General features: G+C 40.0%; 16 protein-coding genes. 10 read left to right on the forward strand and 6 right to left on the reverse strand.

What is annotated here, in order from left to right; genetic code table 11:
* Window positions 1–51 precede the first annotated feature (51 nt).
* Entirely contained in the window at window positions 52–399 is a 348-nt protein-coding gene (locus OU683_RS15235) for a hypothetical protein (protein WP_268139830.1), read from the reverse strand.
* A gap of 129 nt (window positions 400–528) precedes the next feature.
* Here OU683_RS15235 and adhP point away from each other — a divergent pair, with 129 nt between their 5' ends.
* The 6 genes from adhP to OU683_RS15265 all read left to right on the forward strand — a co-directional run bounded on the left by adhP (window position 529) and on the right by OU683_RS15265 (window position 6978).
* Window positions 529–1563: an alcohol dehydrogenase AdhP gene (gene adhP / locus OU683_RS15240; RefSeq protein ID WP_268139832.1), complete on the forward strand. Its 1035-nt coding sequence runs from the start codon at window positions 529–531 to the stop codon at window positions 1561–1563.
* A gap of 300 nt (window positions 1564–1863) precedes the next feature.
* Complete coding sequence (locus OU683_RS15245) at window positions 1864–2160, forward strand: GIY-YIG nuclease family protein (RefSeq protein WP_268139834.1); 297 nt, start codon at window positions 1864–1866, stop codon at window positions 2158–2160.
* A 308-nt stretch (window positions 2161–2468) separates the two neighbouring features.
* Window positions 2469–3437: a DUF6624 domain-containing protein gene (locus OU683_RS15250; protein ID WP_268139836.1), complete on the forward strand. Its 969-nt coding sequence runs from the start codon at window positions 2469–2471 to the stop codon at window positions 3435–3437.
* A 166-nt stretch (window positions 3438–3603) separates the two neighbouring features.
* Entirely contained in the window at window positions 3604–4473 is an 870-nt protein-coding gene (locus OU683_RS15255) for a CPBP family intramembrane glutamic endopeptidase (protein ID WP_268139838.1), read from the forward strand.
* Window positions 4474–4709: 236 nt separating this feature from the next.
* Complete coding sequence (locus tag OU683_RS15260; RefSeq protein ID WP_268139840.1) at window positions 4710–5585, forward strand: DUF808 domain-containing protein; 876 nt, start codon at window positions 4710–4712, stop codon at window positions 5583–5585.
* A 166-nt stretch (window positions 5586–5751) separates the two neighbouring features.
* Window positions 5752–6978, forward strand: a complete 1227-nt coding sequence (locus OU683_RS15265) for a DUF418 domain-containing protein (protein WP_268139842.1) — start codon at window positions 5752–5754, stop codon at window positions 6976–6978.
* Window positions 6979–7028: 50 nt separating this feature from the next.
* On the opposite strand, the gene OU683_RS15270 is transcribed toward OU683_RS15265, so the two are convergent.
* The 5 genes from OU683_RS15270 to OU683_RS15290 all read right to left on the reverse strand — a co-directional run bounded on the left by OU683_RS15270 (window position 7029) and on the right by OU683_RS15290 (window position 12328).
* Window positions 7029–8123 carry an alanine racemase gene (locus OU683_RS15270; protein ID WP_268139844.1) on the reverse strand — a complete coding sequence of 365 codons (1095 nt, stop codon included), beginning with the start codon at window positions 8121–8123 and terminating at the stop codon, window positions 7029–7031.
* Window positions 8124–8302: 179 nt separating this feature from the next.
* Window positions 8303–9490, reverse strand: a complete 1188-nt coding sequence (locus tag OU683_RS15275; RefSeq protein WP_268139846.1) for a DUF7282 domain-containing protein — start codon at window positions 9488–9490, stop codon at window positions 8303–8305.
* A 429-nt stretch (window positions 9491–9919) separates the two neighbouring features.
* Window positions 9920–10441 carry a hypothetical protein gene (locus OU683_RS15280; RefSeq protein ID WP_268139848.1) on the reverse strand — a complete coding sequence of 174 codons (522 nt, stop codon included), beginning with the start codon at window positions 10439–10441 and terminating at the stop codon, window positions 9920–9922.
* Window positions 10442–10473: 32 nt separating this feature from the next.
* Window positions 10474–11625 carry a zinc-dependent alcohol dehydrogenase gene (locus tag OU683_RS15285; protein WP_268139850.1) on the reverse strand — a complete coding sequence of 384 codons (1152 nt, stop codon included), beginning with the start codon at window positions 11623–11625 and terminating at the stop codon, window positions 10474–10476.
* Window positions 11626–11851: 226 nt separating this feature from the next.
* A complete protein-coding gene (locus OU683_RS15290; protein WP_268139852.1) occupies window positions 11852–12328 on the reverse strand; it encodes a DUF4168 domain-containing protein in 477 nt (158 codons plus the stop codon).
* Window positions 12329–12461: 133 nt separating this feature from the next.
* On the opposite strand from OU683_RS15290, the gene OU683_RS15295 reads away from it, so the two are divergent.
* From OU683_RS15295 to arsS, 4 genes are all read left to right on the forward strand, one after another.
* A complete protein-coding gene (locus OU683_RS15295; RefSeq protein ID WP_268139854.1) occupies window positions 12462–13355 on the forward strand; it encodes a sulfotransferase domain-containing protein in 894 nt (297 codons plus the stop codon).
* Window positions 13356–13457: 102 nt separating this feature from the next.
* Window positions 13458–13646: a hypothetical protein gene (locus tag OU683_RS15300; RefSeq protein WP_228916334.1), complete on the forward strand. Its 189-nt coding sequence runs from the start codon at window positions 13458–13460 to the stop codon at window positions 13644–13646.
* Window positions 13647–13741: 95 nt separating this feature from the next.
* Entirely contained in the window at window positions 13742–14077 is a 336-nt protein-coding gene (locus OU683_RS15305) for an arsenosugar biosynthesis-associated peroxidase-like protein (RefSeq protein ID WP_228916332.1), read from the forward strand.
* Window positions 14078–14199: 122 nt separating this feature from the next.
* Entirely contained in the window at window positions 14200–15255 is a 1056-nt protein-coding gene (gene arsS / locus OU683_RS15310; RefSeq protein ID WP_268139859.1) for an arsenosugar biosynthesis radical SAM (seleno)protein ArsS, read from the forward strand.

A 15255-nucleotide genomic window follows, 5' to 3' on the forward strand; every position in this document is an offset into this window, starting at 1 on the left:
TCTCTTTATTCACCGGGAAATATTTATCCGCAAAGAAACTTATTTTTCACTTTAGACCCAACTTTTGAGATTGATCCCTGATTCATTTATATCTTCCCCATTTACCCAACTCTTTGGGCTAGAGGCCCGAGAAGAGAAAAGTCTTTTTAATAAACCTAAGCAACAATCATTTTTCAGTTTGTTTTTTCTCATGATTCCGCCACCTTCAGCATTGGAATTGGCACTTAAGGCGCCACGAGCAAAACACAAGCTCTTGTACAAGATATAATTATTTTTTTTAAAGAAACTGTGCCGCAACCGATTTTTAAAGCCTGGAATTATAGATTTTGTCACCAAAATTATTTTCTTCCCTCTAACCCTGTTAAGCTTTAATTGTTCTTCAACTAAATCAATCTTCACCAGGAAAATTAAATATCAGCATCTTTTATATGAGCCTAAATACCTCATTTATTGATACTAATCATATTTAATTTCAAATCACATCTTTATCTTTAGTACAGATCATTTATTAACTTAAACATCAAAACCATGCTACCAGAAAAAATGAAGGCTGCGGTGGTTAACCAATTTGGTCAACCTCTATCTATTGAACAAGTTCCTCTTAAAAAACCCGGCCGGGGACAAATTCTCGTGAAAGTTCTTGCGTGTGGCATTTGCCACACAGACCTGCATGCCGCTGAGGGCGACTGGCCGGTAAAACCATCCTTACCTTTTATTCCCGGACACGAGGGAATTGGCGAAGTGGTAGAAAAGGGAGATGGGGTTGACTTTCTGGAAAAAGGGGATATAGTTGGAATGCCCTGGCTACATACCGCCTGCGGGCATTGTGAATATTGCATTACCGGATGGGAAACATTATGCGACTATCAACAAAATACTGGTTATAGCGTAAATGGCTCCTTTGCCGAATATGTCCTGGCCGACGCAGGATTTGTGGGGAAGTTTCCAAAAGACGTAAATTATCTTGAAATGGCCCCTATTCTTTGCGCCGGTGTTACCGTATATAAAGGCATTAAAGAAACAGAAGTAAAAGCCGGGGAATGGATTGCTATTTCGGGTGTAGGAGGACTCGGCCACCTGGCGGTTCAATATGCAAAAGCAATGGGTATGCACGTGGTGGGAATCGATATTTCCCAGGAAAAACTTGACCTGGCAAAAGAACACGGTGCAGACATTGTTGTAAATGGTAAAGATCCTAAAGCCACAGAAGAAATTAAAGAACGTACCGGTGGCGGGGTACATGGTGTTTTAGTTACAGCGGTTGCGCCTGTAGCATTTGAACAAGCCATTGACATGCTCAGAAAAAAAGGAACAATTGCTATGGTAGGTCTTCCACCCGGGAGCATAAACCTCCCCATATTCCAGATGGTCTTAAACCGGTTTACTGTGCGGGGTTCTATTGTAGGTACGCGCAAAGATCTGCAGGAGGCTATTGATTTTGCTGTTGAAGGTAAGGTACACACAACAGCTCATAAAGTAAGACTGGAAGATGTAAACGATGTTTTTGAAAATATGAAGAATAATAAAATCCAGGGACGAATGGTAATTGATATGATGGCCTAGGCGAACCCTGCAAAAAAGAATGCAGAGTAAACCTAAGGGCAAAGTAGAAGCCCCTTTTTTCAGGAAGGGGCTTTTTTTATTACCATAAGGAAAGAAAAAACAGGTTCCACCAGTTCTTTTGAAGCGTTGAAGCTATGACATTCTTTAAATCCCCTCCAAATCCACCTATTCCTGTTCCTGAAAATTCAAAAAGAACCAGCTTTATAGATCAGGAGTGATTGCCTTAATTAGCTATAAAAACACTGCTGACAAATAATATTTACGCTCCTCTCGGTAAGGTTATTTTCTTAACTTTTACTCATGCACTTTCTTTATATAATGTTCAGTCAAAAATCGAATAAATATTTTACCGGGGAAACAAATAATGTTCCGGCCAGGCTTGAATTGCACAATAGCTATAAAACAATTAAAGCTTTCACTAAAGCCGCCTATGACTGGGAAGTTAAATTAATATTCAAGTGCAATTCCAGGGAAGAAGCCGTTTACCTGAAAAGAAATATTAAAAGTAGAAGAAGTAGAACTTTTATTGAAAAAGTAATCATTCATCCTAAAATTCTTACCGATCTGCTCCGGGAAAGAAAAATAAATGATTATTGAGTTAAAAAAATAAATTTTTAGAAGTACAACATAAATAGTTTTTCCTACATTTAAAAACTAGTTAACGAGTAAGGGCAGAAACAATTTCCCTACAAGTTTCTGTCTGTTTTAAATCGATCTGCAGATTTTAAGCAAATTGATCAATAATTTCCAGGCAAAGACCTTCTACAACTTTTAAACAAGATTATTTGACAGATCGAAAGTTATTTTCCAATTTTTTGGTCCGCCCAATTACTCCTTATTTTTTGGAACCCTTCTCCGGAACAAGCAATTCATTATTAACCATGCCGGGAATAAATCCTAATCACATGAAAAAAACCGCATTTTTGATCCTCCTTGTATCCTTCATCTTAAGCTCCTGTACCCGCCAGAATCCACAAAATTATAATGAACTTATAGCAGAAGCTCGTGAGCTATATAATGCAGGAGAATATGAAGATTCCGGAAAAAAATATTCTGAAGCCTTAGAATCCATAGCAGACAACGACAGTATTTTACATCGTTACGAAGCTGCACAGGCCTTAGCCATGGCAAACCAGAAAGATGCAGCTTTTGATCAGCTTTTTGAAATCTCTGAGAAAGGCCGTTTTACAAACCTTGGAAAAATTTCTTCGGATAAAGATTTTCATTCCTTAAGCACCGATGAACGCTGGATGAAAGTTCTCTCCAGAGTAAGTGAGAATAAAAAAGAAGCTGAGGCTTTTGTACCTGGTGTTGTTTCCATTCTTGATACCGTCTATAGAGAAGACCAATATTACCGGCAGCAGGCTAATGATATTCGGGAAAAATACGGCCACGATTCCGAAGAAGTTCGGGCACACTGGGAACTCATTAATCAACAGGATTCAGTCAACCTCATAAAGGTAAAGAAGATCCTGGACGAACATGGCTGGCTAAGTTCAAATCTTATTGGCCGAAAGGGAAACAGCGCCCTTTTCCTCGTCATCCAGCATTCGGATATTGATACACAGGAAAAATATTTGCCAATGTTACGGGAAGCCGTTGAAAAAGGCAATGCTTCTCCACGAGATTTGGCTCTACTGGAAGACAGGGTTGCATTAAGGCAGGGCAAAAAACAGATCTATGGTAGCCAAATAGGAATAAATGAGGAAACAGGGGAATATTATGTCTCTCCCCTTGAGGATCCAGATAATGTCAATGAACGCCGGGCAGAGGTGGGATTAGGACCCATTCAGGATTATGTTGCGAATTGGGATATCATTTGGGATGTTGAGGCTTACAAGAAAAAGTTGCCGGAACTTGAAGCAATGGAGTGATTCCTTATTGACGAAGCTTCAAATTCGAGGGCAGGCAATAAAAAGTTAAAATCCAGGAGCCGGAAGATTCAAAAATATTAAAAAAAACCATATCCAATTGAAAAGAATAGTATGATTTTAAACCTGGAGTTAACTGCTTACGAAGAGTGATAATCCTACTTAAATAATGATAAAGCTTTACAAAGAGATTTATACCTGGATAAAAAATCCCGACGATAACGAATTAAATCTTTCATCAAAAAGAAAATTCCTAATCACTTTCCAAATATTATTTCTGAAATTGTTATTAGCTTTTCCATTCATAGTCTTAATCCATCTTATTCATTCACATGTTGTAAAGCTTGAAAATCCTCTTATTGATTGGGGGCCCTATTTAACACTGTTCCTGGTAGTACTGGTAATCCCTTTCATTGAAGAAGTTATTTTCCGCTTCCCTTTAAAGTACCAAAGAAATTATCTCGCTAGACTGCTGAATTTCCTTTCAAAAGGGCGGCTCAGAAAAAGATGGAATTCAATCTTCAGATATTTATTATATCTCCTGGCTATTCTGTTTGGTCTGGTTCACCTAACCAACTACAACAATACCGAAACGATCTTCTATATTCTATCTCCAATTATAATTGGAAGTCAACTAATTGGCGGATTTATTTTAAGCTATATTAGGATCAAACTGGGCTTTTTATGGTCCGTTTTTCAACATGGGGCTTTTAATTTTAATCTTATAATTCTTTCCTTCATTTTCCTTCACAACAATGAGATAGTAAGAATATCAAATGAAACGCTTTTCATAAATATTAAAGAACTGGTATTTATAAATAAAGATGATTCCTATTTCCGAACTAAATTTAACAATGATGAAATATATTTAATTGAGGCAAATGATATTAGTCTTTATGAATTTATCGATTCTTTAAAATTGGAAGGACCCAGACCATACGATGATATATGGATAGACGTGAACATCTACAGTGAAGATGGAATAACAAAAACCGAATTAGAGAAATTTTTAAAAAGAGAAATAAAATTTGACAAATAAAGCTTCTTCATACCTCTGCTGCGGAAGGTGTTTTGATATTACGAACAGCCAATTGCGGTTCTAATTTTATAAAAACTTCTTTTTCACCCTAATTTACTTCTGAAGGTGGATAGAAAACCGGAAGATTGAAATTAAACTACCGGGAAACAAACTGCTTATTCCTTCTCCTTCCTCTATGTTTTTAATTTTACATTTTAGTAAATACACTTATCTTGCCCTCTGAAACAAAATAAACTATGGCCTCAGGAATATTTGCCCTTCTCGATGATATCGCAACTTTAATGGATGATGTAGCAATGATGTCAAAAGTTGCAGGAAAAAAAACAGCGGGGATTTTAGGTGATGATCTTGCGGTAAACGCAGAGAAAGCATCGGGGTTTATGTCTTCCAGGGAACTGCCGGTGATTTGGGAGATTACAAAAGGTTCTTTTCTCAACAAAATAATAATTCTTCCCCTGGCCTTTTTACTAAGCGCGTTTTTACCTTCGGCCGTTACTGTTATCTTAATTATCGGCGGACTTTATCTGGCCTATGAAGGTGCAGAAAAAATATACGAATTCATTTTCCCGCATGCTCATCAAAAGGACGCTCCTAAACTTCAAAAACTTTCAAAAGAAGAAGTGTTGAGCCTGGAAAAGGAAAAAATTAAGTCGGCGATCCTCACAGACTTTATACTTTCTGTAGAGATTATAATTATTGCCCTGGGCACCGTTGGAGATCAACCGCTTCTCACAAAAATCCTCGTGGTTACCATTATCGCCCTGGTAGCTACTGTGGGAGTATATGGAATAGTAGCTTTGATCATAAGAATGGACGAGTTTGGAGCTAAGCTTATCAATATGAATGATAAGGAAAACAGCATCTCAGATAAAATTGGCGGATTCCTGGTAAGTGCTCTTCCAAAGGTGATCAAAAGCCTTTCGGTCATTGGGACAATTGCCCTGCTTTTGGTTTCCGGTGGTATTTTTGTACACAACCTTCATTTCTTCCACGACCTCTTTCCAAATCTACCGGGAATACTTGTTGAGTTTCTGATTGGCTTAGTAGTAGGTTTTCTGGTGTTGTTGATCATAAAATTAGGTGCTTCTCTTTGGAAAAAATTTAGTCGTTAATATTACTCCAGGCCTTTTCCTTAACCTTCTTCAGCAATACCTTTTAAAAGAGGGAATTTTGGCTTCTTTTTAATTATTACCTCATTTTTTCTTTCTCCTGCACATAAAACTATGTGAAAGGCCCTACCCGGATGCCTCAATATTTTTATCTTGAAAGCTGCGGAATATGGGAGAAAGCACAGTTACGACATCAAAAAGCAGGATTGACACTATAGATATATTAAGAGGGTTTGCACTGGCAGGGATTCTTTACGCTCACATGGTGATATGGTATACAGGTGCTGCCTTACCGCCGGAAACTTACACAAAGTACGACGGTACTGCCGATGGAATTGCTCTTGGCATCTTTGGAGCTTTGGTTTTTGGAAAATTCTTCTCTGTGTTTTCCTTCCTGTTTGGGTTAAGCTTTTATCTGCATTTCCAGAAAAAAAGGTCGCAACCGGGTTATTTGCGGACATACATTTGGCGCCTGTTTCTACTTTTTATTATAGGTTTCCTGCATCACATCTTGTGGCGCGGGGATATACTTGCATTATATGCGGTGCTGGGGATGGTTTTGGTCTTTTTCCGATCCCTTTCCCCAAAGCTAATTCTGGTTACCGGACTCCTGCTGATTATAAATCTACCCACACATCTATACGAAGCTTTTCAAACTGAAGCACCCATTGCTCAAGTTGAATTTCCCATGGCCGATGAAGCGGCAAGGTACTACCGCCTGGTGCAAAAAGAAGACTTTTCTACTGTCTTACTCGATAACTGGAGATCTTGGCCGGCAAAGATTGAGTATCAAATAGAAAGCGGCCGATTGTTAATGACTTTTGGATATTTTCTTTTAGGGCTTTATGCGGGCCGCACAAAACTTTTCACTTCTCTTAAGAAGCAACTTTCTAAAGTGAAAAGCTGGAACAAATTCTCAGAGAGGGCTGTTCTTTTCCTGCTTTTCCTGGGGCTCCTTATGTACCTTTTCGACCTGGTCACCATCCCCGGAATTAAAGTTGTTCCCCAACTGCAATGGTCGGCAAGCTTCCTTTTTAGTATCTATAATGCCTGTCTAACAATCTTCTATATCACCGGGATTTCTCTCCTCTTTCAAAAAAGGTTTTTCCGGAAAATTCTGAAACCACTCGCAACCATGGGAAGAATGGCTCTTACCATCTATTTATCGCAAACAATAATCGGCCTGCTGTTATTCTATCAATTTGGTCTTGGACTTTTTGACCGGACCTCGCCTGCCATAAATGTGCTGATGGGAGTTGCAATATTTTATCTGCAACTAAAGTTCTGCCAATGGTGGCTATGTCATTTCAAACAAGGTCCCGTAGAGTGGCTCTGGAAAGGCCTTACCTATTTCCATTTTTCCTCTTTAAAAAAGAAAAGACAGGAAGGAAGCTGAGCTTATTCAACATGCTCGGTGAAATTTTCGCAAATGAAAACACAATGAGTTCACTTTGGCATCATTCCCAGCCTCTCCCCCTCTAAAGTCCAGAATTCCCCCATCATTACCGCAGTTGCACAGGCATGCACCGGTAATATCCCTAGGACATCCCCTATTTTTAGCCCGTCTATTACTTTTGAGGGTAGATCTATTACCCCGTGTTCCTGAGATACCTTAATTACTTTCGCATTTGGAATGGGAGCCGTCCATTTCTCTCCTTCCAGGTTTACCACAACCCCATAATAGTTATTCCCATCTACATCAAGAAGTGAATCTTTCCCCTGATGCACCCAGCCACTGTAAACAACTACTTCCTGTCTTTCGGGATGTACGGCAACCATAGGAACAGCCAGACAAATTGCTATCTCCTCAAAAGTATTGGCGCCAATACCATGCTGTACAAGATCGTAAAACACGAAATTACCAGGATGAATGCTGTCAATTTCAATAAAATTTTCCATGATACTGCAGGAGGGTGTATCGCCAAGTGCTAACTTAAGATTTGGATATATCTTCCTAAAATGCCTTTTTACAGACCTGAGTTTTTCAAGGACTTCTCCAAAAATTGCTTCGACTTCCTTGGGGGATACAGCATTGTAAGTGTGGCCGGCATGAGTATAAAAACCTAAAAATTCCAGTACCGAATCTTTAGTCACCTCCAGGATCTTTGCAATTGCTGAAAAGTCTTCAGCATTTACTCCAGATCGTCCATCCCCGACATCTATTTCTATATAAAATTTAACCGGTGTTCTTAACTGCTGCTTCAGGATTGCAGCGGTCTCTTTGCTGTTCACAAAGATCTTTAGATCAACCAATTTTGCGAGTTCGTTGATCTTATTAATTTCCAGAACGTTTACCGGGAAGGCTATAGTAATGTCTTTCCATCCATGCTGTGCGAAATATTTAGCCATCTTTACAGAGGTCACCGTGATCGCTCTTACACCTGCCTCCTTAAACCATTCCCCAACCTGTGCAGATTGGTGGGTTTTGAAATGAGGGATCAATTCCACATTGTGCTTAAGTGCCTTATTGGCCATTTTTCCAATGTTGGCTATACAAATATTCCGATCCAGAAGTAAAGTAGGTTTGGTTATTTTAAACATAAGTAGAGATTGTCCAGGTTAAAATACGAAGATAGGCTTACATGAATAAAGAAATTTCAGCTAAAGGAATAACCTGCCAGATTCTTTCAGTGGAACCGCATAGTTTCATGAAAAACCATATATAAAAAAAAGGGCTGCCAGTGAATGGCAGCCCTTTTTGATCTTATTTCAATCTATAACTATTCAGTAATAGTGATAGGTGTAACAACAATTCCGTCGTCATCCATAAGAGGTAAGTCAAGACCATTAACTCCGTCAAATTCATATACCATTTCTACTCCGGTATCATTATGTAACATTACCCAAACTTTATCTCCTACTTCGACATTTGCATCTTCTGTAAAAGTTATTTCTACACTTGGGTTATCACCGGCTTCAACATAGACAGGTACAGAAATGATCTCAGGCACCATTGGTCCCGATCCGTCCACATTTGAAGCGTGCACTACCACATACCCATCCATATCAACGAAGATATTATCTACGGTGATGGTGTTGTCAACAAGAGCCTGATCCTCTACATCAATCGTACCACTCATTGCGGCTGTAGTTACATCAGTAATAGTAATAGAGGTCATTACGATATTCTCACCATCCATAACAGGAAGGTCTAAACCATTAACTCCATCAAATTCATACACTTGTTCTTCCCCGGTATCATTGTGAAGCATAATCCATAAAACATCACCAGCTTCAACATTAGCATCGTCTTTTAAAGGCACACCTACATTTTCATATTCCCCTGCTTCCAAATAAACTGGTTGAGAAATAATTTGCGGTACCATTGGACCGTTACCGGCTTCATTTGATGCATGAATTACAACATATCCATCCTGCTCAAGCTTAATAGACTCAACATTAACTACGCCGTTCACAAGATCCTGTTCATTTGCAGTTACTGCATTAGCTAAAGACACCATAAAAGATTCAGTCACGATATCTCCGGACTCATCTGTAATAGGAGCATCTAGTCCATTGGTTCCGTTAAATTCATAAGTTCCAATTACTCCATCATCTGTATGAAGCATTACCCAAAGGGTTTCACCATCTTCTACCTCTTCTCCATCTTTAAGTTCGATAACAACATCGGAGGTGGTATTTTCCTCTACCATTTTAGGTACAGAAATAATTTCGGGTACCATGGGAGCACCATTATTATCGCGGTGGATCACAACCCATCCAGGATTACTCATACTAACGGCATTGATAGTCAACATTCCATCCTCTACCATTTCATCACTATCTACTACTATACTACCTGTAGGAAGGAGAACAGGATTATCATCATCATCGTCACTACATGATACTAAAGCAAGACTCAGAATCATCGGCATCATTAAAAGGTAAACTTTCTTTAATCTGATCATAGTTTTTATTTTTTAAATTCGGCACAAATTAGGCAGTTAAGGAGGGAATCTCCGTTAAGGCTTTACTAAATACCCTCATCAAAAGCCTAATTAATATTTCTTTAATATTCCACCCCCTCTTTCTCACTGCTTCTTCTACTTTTTGTTAAAGGTTTTTTGTAAGTTTCCTTTAAAATAAATATTCTCTTGTTGTAATGAAGAAAGGGAATACAGCCAAGAGGGGCCGCGAGATAAAGATTCTCTGTTAAAACCGCCTTTTCCCCTGATGAAGCTGAAGCAGAAAGAAGATTATCAACCTCCCCCGGTTTGATACTTCCAGGCAATTCCTGTCTTTTGCCCGCTGAATTAACAACGAAAAAGCATCTGCAAATACAGATGCTTTGATTAATTTACGTTAGAAGAAATTATATTCTTCTAAAATGCCATTTTTTATCTCTTTTTATCCCGGGTAAGCAAAAGCAGTACTCCTGCTAGTGCAGCTGCCGTAACTGCCGATTTAAGCACAAAATTTTTCCTGTTATACTTCCATTCAGATTTGAGCCCGTGTTCGGCAAAAAGATTTGGCACATGGCCCTTTTTTAGATCTTCAAAAATACCTTCTACTTCTCCAATTCTGTCGGCCATTACGAGCGGAAGCCATCTTCCATAACTCGATTCGCTATACTTAAATGCCAGTCTTCGTAGAGCACCACTAAGACCCGATGGAGGTTGCGCCGTTCCAAAAACTGCAGTAATATTAGGACGTTCTACCGAATGTAGCACCTCAATATCTACAGGTTGTTGTTCTGGCCGCTCCCAGGTATACCCCTCTATTTCTTTATCTGTTCTATGCTTCATGGGGTAAGTTGGATCATTTTTTGGATCCCGGTCAATTCCCCATCCTTTTATATGGCTATGGTCGCCCCCTCTTTCATTTCTAAATTCTTCGGGTTTGGTTTGATCTCCGATCATAAACTTCTTCTTTTAATTTTTTATTACTGTTCCTATGCCGTTGGTGGGATTAGAACCGTTTTAATACAATTATCAAGTTTTTTACTAAAGATGTGATAACCTTCGGCTACTTCCTCTAAAGGTATCCTGTGAGTGATTATTTCTTTAGGGTTGATATTTCCCGTTTTAACATGTTCGATCATTTTAGGCAACAGTCGCTTCACGGAACATTGTCCAGCTCTAATTGTGATCCCTTTATTTACAACATTACCAATGGGCACCAGGGCATCAATAGGACCATATACTCCTACTATTGAAACAATCCCACCTTTTTTAACCGAATTTATTGCCCAGTGCAAGGCTGTTGTTGAACCTCCCTGCATTAGCAGTTTCCTGCCCATCATGGTGTTCATAGTGTCTCCTGCAGCTTCGGCACCCACTGCATCAATACATACATCGGCTCCCAGGGAATCGGTTATTTTTTTGATGAAAACTACTGGGTCTTCCAGGGCAGTAAAGTTATAGACTTCACATTGTGCAAAATCCTTGACAAATTCCAGGCGGTAATCAAGCTTATCAATAACGATAACTCTTCCCGCTCCAAAGAGCCACGCACTTTTAGCGGCCATTATTCCTATTGGTCCGGCACCAAATACCACTACAGTATCTCCTTCCTGGATGCCCCCCATTTCGGCGGCCTGGTATCCTGTGGGTACTACGTCGGTGAGCAATACTGCATCATCGGGATCCATCCAGTCGGGTATAACTGTAGGACCAACATTGGCATAAGGAACCCGTACATATTCTGCCTGCCCGCCGTGGTAACCACCTGTAGTATGGGAGTATCCAAATATTCCCCCGGCAGCTGTAGACTGCGGGTTAGCTTCATGGCACATCCCGTACATTTCCTGTTTGCAAAAAGCACATTTTCCGCAGGCAATATTAAAAGGCACCATTACCTGGTCCCCTACTTTTACTTTATTTACAGACGATCCTACCTCAACTACTTCTCCTATAAATTCATGCCCAAAAGTAGTTCCCACACGGGTATCGGGCACAAGGCCATGATACAGGTGGAGATCAGAGCCGCAAATACAGCTTCTGGTTACTTTTACTATGGCATCTTCGGGATGCTCAATTTCCGGGAAGGGACTATCACGATCTACACGTATCCTAAAGGGACCGCGGTAATTCATTGCTAACATACTGGTAAGTTTTTCTTTGCTAAAGCGTAAACAAATCGGGTAATATTTACATTAACCTGATTTTCTGCATCTTAAAAGTAAAGAAAGTGGTTTTCCAATAAAAGTATTTAACGATACTTTATAGACAAAGATGAGATTTTTGGGATGCTGCTAACATTCCTTACATTATATAGGACACAAAAAAAAGCGGCATCACTGCCGCTTTTAAAATTTCTATGGGATTAGCTTACCCCTGTATCATTTGCTGAATCCTCTGTTGAAGTTGAGTATCAGACTGAAGTCTCATGGCAATTTGCTCATATCTTTCAAGCGAAAGCCCCTGATCTTTAATTAAATTCTCCAGTTGTTCCTGAATTCCCGCCTGCATGGTTTCAAGTTCTCCTATGATCTTTTTGTGTGCTGCTTTCTCTTCGGAAGTGGCTTCTACCCCAACCTCGGGATCTACTGAAGCCTGATGGATTTCATTGAACCTTGGAATTTCCATTCCTTCTTCCTGCACCATTTGCATCATTTTTTGTTGTGCCTGCTGGGTCACCATTTGCACACCTTTAAGAGCCTCTACAAATTTAGTAAGTTCCGCATCGGTCACTTCCGTTTGTTGCTGCTCTTGTTGTGGCATTTGTGGCGTTTGGGCAAATACGGCAGTACTACCTAACATCATAAAAAACATTATCATTCCCGCCATTTTGTTTGATCTAATCATAATTTAATTTTTTGTTGTTCGGTTTAATTCAAGTATCATGCCAGCGTAGCAACAGAGATTGAGATTGCCAATAAAAGCCCATAAACTTCTTTTGTGGAATTTAATTAATTTATGACTTTAAAAAATTTGAGATATGAACATATTACAGGTCAGCGCCCCAAAATCAGGTAGTTTCTGGCTTAACACCGTTCTAAAGAAAACTCTGGAAAGAGCCGGAGAAGATATTTCCTATTTCATCAAAACACGACCCGAATATCAAATTCTGAAGCATAAAAAACTCAGCTTTAAAGATCAGGCGGGAACAGATATGCTGGATATTGAAGGCGACGGAGTATTTTTTAGAGTGAGTTCGTTGCTCAAGGAGCCGGTTCCCAATATTGCAGATTATTCAAAAAAAGCTACCCTGGCCTGGACGCATTCCACCTGGTGCCAAAAAACGCCAGAAGTTTTTACCTTTTTTGACAGGAGAGTTTGTATTGTGAGAGATCCACGAGATACGGCACTTTCGGCTGCTAAATTTGCTTTCACACCATATATGCAGGAGCATTACCCCTCACCTTATAAGTCAGTTGAGGAATTCTTTTCTGCGGAATATGAAAACCTGCTGGAACAGTGGGTCTGGTTATACGGAAATTACCTGCTTCACTCCAAAGATCTGAAGCTGCATTTTGTTTTTTATGAGAACCTGCTAAAGTCTTTTCCAAAGGAATATGATTCCTTGCTGAAATACCTGGAATTGGAACTTCCAGCTCAGGAAAAACAGAAAATTGAATCGGAAGTCAGCTTTTCAAGTATGAAAGAAGAGAGTCCCCGGCATTTACGCAAGGGTAAAAGCCGCAAGTGGGTTGATCAACTTTCAATTGAAGAGATAGAGAAGGCATCGATAAAGGCCGGGGCTTTGATGAGAATTTTTGGATACCCACTCACGCCGGGGGAAGGAGATAAACTTCCTGCCATTCCACGTGAGATACCAAAAAAGGAATTGCAGTCCATCCTTGAAAAAATTGATTGGAAAAAGCTTTATTAAGGTAGTAACTTCTAAAATTTTCATAATTGTGCTCCTCTGGTTTTTGAGAAAATTCAAGGTCTAGGTGCATTTTTGTACCTTAAAGTTTTAAAATCTTTTATCATGGAAACCAACGATCGTACAGAAAACAAAAAATCTACTCCCGTAGAAAATAAAAAGACAGATAAAAAGTATCATGTCAATCAGTCAACCGAAGAAAAAAGTGGCGGAAACCTGGGAATGATCGCGATCATCGTGATCATTGCCATAATAGTACTGGGTCTGCTGTTCTTTTCGGACCTCTTCGCGTAACAATCTTTCAAAAATGACATTTTTGACAGGTTTTATTTTTTGAGGTCTCTTTGTTCTGCAGGCACTTCTTATCTTAGGGCCTCAAAAAAATTATTATGTCAAAAACATATTACGATCCCGCCGATCTTAAAAAGTTTGGGAAAATTTCGGAATGGGATGAAGAACTTGGCAGCAAGTTCTTTGATTATTATAATAGCGTATTCGAGGAAGGAGCACTAACAGCCCGTGAAAAATCCCTTATCGCCCTTGCAGTTTCCCACGTGGTGCAGTGTCCATATTGCATAGACGCATACACCAAAGACGGCCTGGAGCGGGGAATAGAAAAAGAAGAAATGATGGAAGCCATCCACGTAGGCGCAGCTATAAAAGGCGGTGCAACGCTGGTCCATGGAGTCCAAATGATGAACAAGTACAACAAGTTGTCCATGTGAGCAGATCCAGGGAAGCCGGAACGGCTGACGTAGGAGTCGCTCATCCCGACAAAGGAGGGATCTCAAGTAAAGCCGTTGCATGCAACGGCTCAAGAGCCTTATCTTCCACAATAATCTAATACATGCAAAAAAAATCTCTATCAGCAAGAAAAAACAACCTCTCCAATCCTGCCGAACAGCTAAAATACCTTAGCAATGGCATTTTTGGGGCAGGGGAATTACCGCTGTTCCAGGATAAGGCAGAGAAGACAGGAGCATTTCCTTTAAAGCCTAAAAAGCTGGAGATCCTACAGATCAACCTGGGGTATATGTGTAACCAGGTGTGTTCGCATTGCCATGTGGATGCAGGACCCGACCGAAAGGAGATCATGACCCGGGAAACAATGCAGCTCTGCCTGGATGTGATAAAAAAATCTGAGGCACATACTCTGGACCTTACCGGCGGTGCACCCGAAATGAATCCCAATTTCAGGTGGTTCGTAGAAGAAGCCTCCAAAGCGGGGATCAGGGATTTTATAGTTCGCTCCAACCTTACCATTATTGTGGCAAATAAGAAATATTATGACCTGCCACAATTCTTTAAAAAGCATAATATTCATGTCGTATCTTCTCTGCCTTTCTATAAGCGGGAGAAAACCGATCGTCAACGCGGTAGCGGGGTGTTTGATAAGTCAATTGAAGCTCTTAAGATGCTGAATGCAGCAGGATATGGCAAAAAGGACAGCGGACTAAAGTTAGACTTGGTCTACAATCCCGCGGGAGCCTTCCTGCCAACCAACCAACAAGCTATGGAACGGGATTTTAAAAAGGCTTTAAAACAGGACTTTGATATAGATTTCAACGAACTCTTTTGTATCACCAATTTACCTATTAGCAGATTCCTGGAGTACCTTATAGCGTCCGAAAATTATGAGGACTATATGACCGCTTTGGTAGAAGCTTTCAATCCTGCTGCCTTTCAAAACGTAATGTGTACCAACACCCTATCTGTAAGCTGGGACGGCTGGCTGTACGACTGTGATTTTAACCAGATGCTAAGTTTAAAGGTAGATTCAAAAAGTCAGCACTTAAAAGATTTTGAACCTCAACTGCTGCAAAAAAGAGAAATACGCACCTCACAACACTGCTATGGCTGTACGGCCGGTGCGGGTAGTAGTTGCCAGGGAAGCGTGATTTAA

It is taken from the genome of Salinimicrobium sp. TH3, assembly GCF_026676115.1.
Taxonomy (GTDB): Bacteria; Bacteroidota; Bacteroidia; order Flavobacteriales; family Flavobacteriaceae; genus Salinimicrobium.